Below are 6,064 nucleotides of genomic sequence, written 5' to 3'. Positions count from 1 at the left end.
ACTTGGCAACGATGGCTTTGGTGGAAAACAGAACCGCGCCGAGTATCGCGATGCTCAGGCCGATCAGAAAAAGCTTGCGCGCGGATGAAGGAGGGCTTGAAGCAGACATGCCGTCATTGTAAGGGCTAAGCGGTTTTTGAGTTTTCCCGCCGCCTTAAGTGCAGTCTTAGGTGCCGTCTTAAATACCGCCGTCGATACTCATGCCGCACTGCCCGCATCGCGGCACTATCGCATTAAAGCAGATGACCGAGCTTGGCCGCCTTGGTAGTCAGGTAGCGCTCGTTGAAAGGATTGCGCGTCACCACCAGCGGCACACGCTCCACCACCTTCAAGCCGAGTTGTTCCATCGCCGTGATCTTGCGCGGATTGTTCGTCATCAGGCGCAGGCTGGAAATCTGCAGATGCTGCAGCATCGGCTTGCACAGACGGTAATTGCGCTGATCCGGCTTGAAGCCCAGCGCTTCATTGGCTTCCACCGTATCGGCGCCGGCATCCTGCAATTGATAGGCGCGTATCTTGTTGACGAGTCCTATGCCGCGTCCTTCCTGACGCAGATAAAACAATGCGCCGCGGCCTTCTTCGGCAATCTTTTGCAAGGCGGCTTCGAGTTGCGGACCGCAATCGCAGCGCAGGCTGAACAAGGCGTCTCCGGTCAGGCACTCGGAATGAATGCGCGCCAGTACCGGCTCGCCATTCGATACATCGCCCAGCGTGATGGCGACATGTTCCTTGCCGCTAGCCGGCTCGACAAATGCATGCAGGCGAAATGTGGCCCACGGTGTGGGCAGATCGCACGATGCCGCGTAATCCAGTTCGGCATCTGGCACGACTGTATTGACGACGGCGTTGGAGGTAAGACTAGTATTCATGGGTGGCGGATATCTGTCATCAGCAAAAGCAGCAAATGCCGACCATCGGCACTTGCTGCTTTTTTGCTCGAAAGACGAAGGATATCAGGCTGGCAGCAATTCGTTGATGGTCTTGCTGGTTTGTTCCAATGCCTTGTTGACGCCTAGCTCGCCCATCGCCAGCCCTTCGCTGGCAATAAAGGTAATGTCGCTCAAGCCGATAAAACCCAGTACCGTGCGCAAATAGGTGGCGAGGAAGTCCATCCCCTGTGCCGGCCCGGCGCTATAGACGCCGCCGCTGGAAGTGAAAATATAGACTTTTTTACCAGTCAACAAACCGACCGGACCTTGCTCACCATACTTGAACGTCACGCCGGCACGGGCAACATGATCTACCCATGCCTTCAAGCCCGAGGTAATCGAGAAGTTGTACATAGGCGCGCCGATGACGATCACGTCTGCATCGAACAATTCCTGCACCAGCGTATCGGACAGTTGCGCGATTTGCGCCTGCTCTGGTGTGCGCTGTTCTGCCGGCGTAAAAAATGCGCCCAGCGTTTTTTCAGTCAGGTGCGGCAAGGGATGAGCGGCCAGGTCGCGCTCGACGATCACGGCCTCAGGCTCATTTACCTGCCATTTATTGAGAAATTCACGCGTCACCTTGCGCGAAATCGAATCGGTGTTGCGTACGCTGCTGTTGATATGAAGGATCCTGGTCATGATAAAACTCGCTTTCCTGTCAGTTGATCGTCCACCGCTGCGCTGCAGAGACAAGCGCGGGTTTTCGACTTGGGTTTTCGTTTAAAAAAGTGCTTCCGTGTTCTTGCTATCATCGTAGGACAGGATTAGCATCAAGAAAACCCACAATATTTAACTGGTTAGTATCGATATTTTAGATATGAGAGAACCCGGCCTCCCCACCCTGGATCAGTTGCGCGTCTTTATCGCGGTCATAGACTGCGGCAGTTTTTCGCGCGCCGCGCGCGAATTGCACCGCACGCAATCAGTCGTCAGTTACACGATAGCCAATCTGGAAGCGCAGTTGAATGTCGCGCTGTTCGACCGCAGCAAGCGCAAGCCGACCCTGACCGAAGCCGGCACGGCCTTGCTGGCCGACGCCCGCACCGTGGGGATGAAAGTGGATGCGCTGCGCGCACGCGCGAAGACGCTGGCGCAGGGACTGGAAGCCGAGGTCGCGCTCGCGGTCGACGTCATGTTCCCGACTGAAATCCTGGTGTGTGCGCTGCATGCATTCCAGCAGCAATTCCCCACCGTGGCACTGCGCTTGCGCATAGAAGCGCTGGGTGCAGTCACGCATCTGGTGACCGAGCGCGTCTGCGGGATAGGCATCAGCGGCCCGATGATAGAGTTTGCCGATATTTTCCAAAGCCAGCAGCTCGGCCATGTGAACCTGATGCCGGTCGCCGCGCCGACCCACCCGCTGGCGCTGATGACAGGCACGATAGGCACTGAAACGGCGCGCGATTACACGCAACTGGTGTTGACTGATCGCAGCCAGTTGACCGCAGGACAGAATTTTGGCGTGATTGCGGTGCGCGACTGGCGGCTGGGAGATCTGGGCGCCAAGCATGCGCTGCTGCGCGCAGGCCTGGGCTGGGGTTCTATGCCGGAGGAAATGATCCGTGAGGATTTGCAGAACGGCCGGCTGGTGCACCTGAAGCTGGCCCACATGGTCAGCGCGCAATATACGCTGCACATGATACACAGGACCGATGATGCGCCGGGCGAGGCCGGGCGCTGGTTGATGCAGTATCTGCTCGAGCATGCGCCGGGCAAATAATGCAGCGCCTGCTTCACTGCTGCCTGCCGGTTTATCTGCGGCAGGCAGCAGGAATCAAAACATTATTTGCGCTTGAGTAGCGAGCCCAGTACGCCGCGTATGATTTCGCGCCCTACCGTCGATCCCATCGTCCGCACGGCCGACTTCATCATCGTTTCCACCATGCTGTCGCTGCGACGGCCATTGGTCTTTTTCCCGCCACCCAGCATGTCGCCCAGCACATCGGCAAACCCACCCTCGCCCTGCGCTTCCGCTTCCTTGGTGGCGGCTTCCTGCGCGACGCGGCCCTTGATTTTTTCGTGGGCTGATTCGCGATCCACCGTCTTTTCATAAATACCGGCAACCACTGAACTGGCCATCAAGGCCTGCCGTTCGGCATCGGTGATGGGGCCGATCTGCGAGGCTGGCGGCAGGACAAACCCGCGTTCGACGATGGTCGGCCGGCCTTTTTCATCGAGGAAGGACACCAGCGCCTCGCCGACGCCCAGCTCGGTAATGACCTGGGTAATATCGAGCGCAGGATTGGGGCGGAAGGTTTCTGCCGCAGCTTGCACCGCCTTTTGATCGCGCGGCGTATAGGCACGCAATGCATGCTGGACGCGATTGCCCAACTGGCCAAGTACCGTATCGGGAATATCCAGCGGGTTTTGCGTGACGAAATACACGCCCACGCCTTTCGAGCGGATCAGGCGCACCACTTGTTCTATTTTTTGCAACAAGGGCTTGGGTGCTTCGGCAAACAGCAAATGCGCTTCATCGAAAAAGAAAGCCAGCTTCGGTTTGTCGAGGTCGCCGACTTCGGGTAATTGTTCAAACAATTCCGACAACATCCACAGCAGGAACGTCGAATACAGGCGCGGCGCATTCATCAGCTTGTCGGCCGCCAGTATGTTGACGATGCCTTTGCCTCTGGCATCGGTTTGCAGCAAGTCCTCGATATTCAGCATAGGTTCGCCGAAAAACTGGTCGCCGCCCTGCTCTTCTATGCCGATCAAGCCGCGCTGGATCGCACCTATGCTGGCGGCCGAGATATTGCCGTATTCAGTCTGGAATGTCGCTGCATTGTCGCCAACCTGCTGCAGCATGGTGCGCAAATCCTTGATGTCGAGCAGCAGCAGACCCTGATCGTCGGCGATCTTGAATACCAGTTGCAGCACGCCTTGCTGCGTGTCATTCAGATTCAGCATGCGCGCCAGCAGCAGCGGGCCCAGATCGGATATCGTCGCCCGCACCGGATGACCTTTTACCCCATACACATCCCAGAAAGTGACCGGGGCGCCAGACCATACCGGCTCTGGCACGCCCAGCATCGCGTAACGCTCCTTGACCTTGCCACTCGATGTGCCGGCTTTGGCGATGCCGGACAGGTCGCCTTTGACGTCGGCCATGAAGACCGGCACGCCGATATCGGACAGGGCGTGTGCAAATGTCTGCAGGGTGACGGTTTTGCCGGTGCCGGTTGCACCCGTGATGCAGCCATGGCGATTGGCAAGTGCGGGTAACAGGCAGAGTTCGAGGTCTGTATTTTTTGCAATCAGCAATGGATTTGGCATGTTTTTGTCCACAAGGGATAAGGTTGGGCAGGCGGACGGTATGGTAAAATCCGCGGTTCATTATAGCTAACTCATCGGGAAAGATACGCCATGGCAGGACATAGCAAATGGGCCAATATCAAGCATAAAAAGGCTGCAACCGATGCCAAGCGCGGCAAAATCTGGACCCGCCTGATCAAGGAAATCACCGTCGCAGCCCGCATGGGCGGCGCCGACATCGCAGCCAACCCGCGCCTGCGCCTGGCAGTCGACAAAGCGGCCGATGCCAATATGCCGAAAGACAATGTCACGCGCGCGATACAACGCGGCAGCGGTGGCCTGGAAGGCGCCAATTATGAAGAAATCCGTTATGAAGGCTACGGCATCAGTGGCGCGGCGATTCTGGTCGATTGCATGACCGACAATCGGGTACGCACGGTGGCGGAAGTGCGCCATGCGTTTTCCAAGTTTGGCGGCAACATGGGCACTGAAGGTTCGGTCGCATTCCTGTTCAAGCATTGCGGCCAGTTTTTGTTTGCGCCCGGCACCGATGAAGACAAGTTGATGGAAGCCGCACTCGAAGCCGGCGCCGAAGACGTGACGACCGACGACGAAGGCGGCATGGAAGTGATCTGCCCACCGCACGATTTTTCGAGTGTCAAGGATGCGCTGGAAGCCGCAGGCTTCAAGGCCGAAGTGGCGGAAGTCATCATGAAGCCGGCGACCGAAACCGTGTTCCAGGGCGATGATGCGATCAAGATGCAAAAATTGCTGGACGCGCTGGAGAACCTCGACGACGTGCAAGAGGTCTATACGAACGCGGTGATCGAGGAAGAATAAGCCACGTATATTCAAAAGCGGACTGGCTCCGCTTTTAATGAGGCAGTGAATCGGTCCGCAGTAAATACGACCATACGCAGCAACAAGCAAAACAACCAGCCGGCATCGATGCGGCAATTTTAGTCAAAGCAATCACGATCTCATGAAAATTCTGGTAGTCGGCTCAGGCGGCCGCGAACACGCCCTGGCTTGGAAACTGGCGCAATCCGAACGGATACAAACCGTGTATGTCGCACCCGGCAACGGCGGCACGGCGCTGGACAACCGGCTGGAAAACATTGCGATCACCGATCCGCAGGAACTGGCGGAATTTGTAGAACGTGAAAACGTCGAGCTGACCGTGGTCGGTCCGGAAACACCGCTGGCAGCCGGCATCGTGAATCTTTTCCGCAGCCGCGGCTTGAAGATATTCGGCCCGACCAGGGAAGCGGCGCAACTCGAAAGCTCCAAGGATTTCGCCAAATCCTTCATGCAGCGCCATGCAATCCCGACCGCTGAATACCAGACCTTTTCCGAGGTAAAGGCAGCGCACGATTACATCGCCAGCAAAGGCGCGCCTATCGTCATCAAGGCCGACGGCCTGGCCGCCGGCAAAGGCGTAGTGGTAGCGATGACGCTGGATGAAGCGCATCAGGCAGTCGACATGATGTTGTCGGATAACAAGCTCGGCGATGCCGGCGCGCGCGTCGTGATCGAGGAATTCCTCGCTGGCGAAGAAGCCAGCTTCATCGTCATGGTCGACGGCAAAAACATCTTGCCGCTGGCCACCAGCCAGGATCACAAACGCCTGCTCGATCATGATGAAGGCCCGAACACCGGCGGCATGGGTGCGTATTCACCCGCGCCTATCGTCACCCCCGAGCTGCATGCACGCGTGATGCGCGAAATCATCATCCCCACCGTGCATGGCATGGCGAAAGACGGCATACCATTTTCCGGCTTCCTGTACGCCGGCTTGATGATAGACGACAAGGGCAATGTAAAAACGCTGGAATTCAATTGCCGCATGGGCGACCCGGAAACGCAACCCATCATGGCGCGCC

The 6,064-nt window shown here is 57.5% G+C and carries 6 protein-coding genes; 3 read left to right on the top strand and 3 right to left on the bottom strand.

The features are described from left to right. Nucleotides 1-233: 233 nt before the first annotated feature. Together ribA and Q7T06_RS09380 are read right to left on the bottom strand one after the other, a co-directional pair. Nucleotides 234-869 carry a GTP cyclohydrolase II gene (gene ribA, locus Q7T06_RS09385; protein WP_304783959.1) on the bottom strand — a complete coding sequence of 212 codons (636 nt, stop codon included), beginning with the start codon at nucleotides 867-869 and terminating at the stop codon, nucleotides 234-236. Between the two features lie 84 nt (nucleotides 870-953). Then, nucleotides 954-1,568, bottom strand: coding sequence for an FMN-dependent NADH-azoreductase (locus Q7T06_RS09380; RefSeq protein ID WP_304783957.1), 615 nt, complete (start codon nucleotides 1,566-1,568; stop codon nucleotides 954-956). 178 nt (nucleotides 1,569-1,746) lie between these two features. On the opposite strand from Q7T06_RS09380, the gene Q7T06_RS09375 reads away from it, so the two are divergent. Beyond that, on the top strand, nucleotides 1,747-2,649 hold the full coding sequence (locus tag Q7T06_RS09375; RefSeq protein ID WP_304783956.1) for a LysR family transcriptional regulator: 903 nt from the start codon (nucleotides 1,747-1,749) through the stop codon (nucleotides 2,647-2,649). 62 nt (nucleotides 2,650-2,711) lie between these two features. Here Q7T06_RS09375 and Q7T06_RS09370 read toward each other — a convergent pair whose 3' ends face one another. Continuing rightward, entirely contained in the window at nucleotides 2,712-4,202 is a 1,491-nt protein-coding gene (locus Q7T06_RS09370; protein WP_304783954.1) for a helicase HerA-like C-terminal domain-containing protein, read from the bottom strand. 90 nt (nucleotides 4,203-4,292) lie between these two features. On the opposite strand from Q7T06_RS09370, the gene Q7T06_RS09365 reads away from it, so the two are divergent. Next, nucleotides 4,293-5,021 (top strand): YebC/PmpR family DNA-binding transcriptional regulator, encoded by a 729-nt coding sequence (locus Q7T06_RS09365; RefSeq protein ID WP_304783952.1) that lies wholly within the window; start codon nucleotides 4,293-4,295, stop codon nucleotides 5,019-5,021. Between the two features lie 142 nt (nucleotides 5,022-5,163). Then, a partial coding sequence (purD, locus tag Q7T06_RS09360) for a phosphoribosylamine--glycine ligase (RefSeq protein WP_304783950.1) occupies nucleotides 5,164-6,064 on the top strand: 901 nt, incomplete at its 3' end.

Origin of the sequence: Herminiimonas sp. (assembly GCF_030645555.1) — a bacterium.
Taxonomy (GTDB): domain Bacteria; phylum Pseudomonadota; class Gammaproteobacteria; order Burkholderiales; family Burkholderiaceae_D; genus Oxalicibacterium.
The sequence above is the reverse complement of the archived record's forward strand: the minus strand, read 5'-3'. Positions and strand labels throughout refer to the sequence as shown.

What these genes read in the sequence shown, in the direction of transcription:
- ribA (WP_304783959.1), bottom strand. Translation starts at nt 869, where the DNA reads ATGAATACTAGTCTTACCTCCAACGCCGTCGTCAATACAGTCGTGCCA.
- Q7T06_RS09380 (WP_304783957.1), bottom strand. Translation starts at nt 1,568, where the DNA reads ATGACCAGGATCCTTCATATCAACAGCAGCGTACGCAACACCGATTCG.
- Q7T06_RS09375 (WP_304783956.1), top strand. Translation starts at nt 1,747, where the DNA reads ATGAGAGAACCCGGCCTCCCCACCCTGGATCAGTTGCGCGTCTTTATC.
- Q7T06_RS09370 (WP_304783954.1), bottom strand. Translation starts at nt 4,202, where the DNA reads ATGCCAAATCCATTGCTGATTGCAAAAAATACAGACCTCGAACTCTGC.
- Q7T06_RS09365 (WP_304783952.1), top strand. Translation starts at nt 4,293, where the DNA reads ATGGCAGGACATAGCAAATGGGCCAATATCAAGCATAAAAAGGCTGCA.